Here is a 1,465-nt window from a genome sequence, read left to right on the forward strand (position 1 = left end):
AAGGTAGTGACCCCCCAAAGTTAGAGTTTTCATTATGCTATTAATTGGCTGGATTGAGTTCGGTATTGTACTGGACTTCGTCCAGCCAATTTTAATTTCAAACGTTCATTGTTATACCAATAGATGTAATCCTCAATTCTTCTTTTTAATGTTTCATAGTTAACAAGTTCTTCTCCATGATACATTTCCTGCTTCATGATGCCAAAGAAATTCTCCATAGAAGCATTATCCGCACACGTCGCTTTACGTGACATACTTTGATAAATCCTTTGTTCCGATAATCTTCTAATCCATGCATTATGCTGATAATGCCAACCTTGATCAGAATGTATCGTCGTACGATATGGTGCTTCATGCTTAATGATTGTAACTGCTTTATCCAATGTTTGAAGTACTAAGTCTAATGTTGGTCTTCTGGATATACCATAAGAAATGATTTCCCCATTGTATAAATCCATAATAGGGCTGAGATATAATTTTTGTTCTTCAGCACATTTAAATTCAGTGATATCTGTCACTAATTTTTGAAGTCGAATAGATGTATGGAATCTACGATTCAAGCGATTTTCAGCCACTTTACCAACTGTACCTTTGTATGATTGATAGCGTGATTTACGTGTGAATTTTTGACATTTTAATCCTAGTTCTCGCATAATTCGTTGTACTTTCTTATGGTTAATGAGATAACCTTGATTTCTCAAAGCTAAATATATACGACGATAGCCATATTTACCGTTGTGTTTTTGAAAAAGTTCAATGATCTTTTTCTTCCAACCTTTATCTAAATCTTCCTTTTGTAATTGTTTGGCATGGTAATGATAGGTTGCTTCTGGTATACCAACCTTTACTAAGATATCTTTTAATTTGAATCCTTCTTCTTTGAGTTCGAATGCCACTGCTGCTTGTGCTTTTCTAGAAAGGCACTCGGATTCTCTCGAAAAGCGTTCAACTTTTTTAAATAAGCATTCTCTAATCGAAGATTTTCATTTTCTAGCTCTAACTCTTTTTCTCGTGATAGGTTTTGATTAGATTTCTTCTGTTTCTTCTTTTTCATGGGAGGTCGTCCTTTCGGCTTTTCGAGTCCTTCCACTCCTTCTTTGTCATATATCTTTTTCCATCGCACAATAATAGATGGGGTATTTAGGCCAAATTTAATCGCTGTATCTTGGAAGGAATCGCCTGTTCTTTTCATATAGTTTAATACATTTATTTTGAATGTAACAGAATAAACTGTCTTTTTCTGTTTCTTTTTAATGCCATCTACACCGAATGATTGAAAGGCTTTTACCCATGTTCGTATAATAATTTTATCAGGTATATTATATTTTTTAGCTAATTTTCGATAACCATAATGGCCATCTAGATAATCTCTTACAACTTTCAACTTAAATTCATCACTATATTTTGTCATATTAAAACACCCCTAAAGTTAGTTTTTTTACTCTAACTTTAGGGGTGCAGTACC

2 protein-coding genes are annotated in these 1,465 nt (G+C 33.6%); both read right to left on the minus strand.

The window, feature by feature from the left end; all coding sequences use genetic code 11:
• Window positions 1-32: 32 nt before the first annotated feature.
• Window positions 33-896, minus strand: coding sequence for an IS3 family transposase (locus LQ694_RS15380; protein ID WP_204175239.1), 864 nt, complete (start codon window positions 894-896; stop codon window positions 33-35).
• Window positions 860-1,411, minus strand: a complete 552-nt coding sequence (locus LQ694_RS15385; RefSeq protein ID WP_025907016.1) for a helix-turn-helix domain-containing protein — start codon at window positions 1,409-1,411, stop codon at window positions 860-862. Before LQ694_RS15385 ends, LQ694_RS15380 begins: the two co-directional genes overlap by 37 nt.
• Between the last annotated feature and the right edge of the window lie 54 nt (window positions 1,412-1,465).

Source organism: Mammaliicoccus sp. P-M58 (assembly GCF_022386165.1).
In the GTDB taxonomy this organism is placed as follows: Bacteria; Bacillota; Bacilli; order Staphylococcales; family Staphylococcaceae; genus Mammaliicoccus; species Mammaliicoccus sciuri.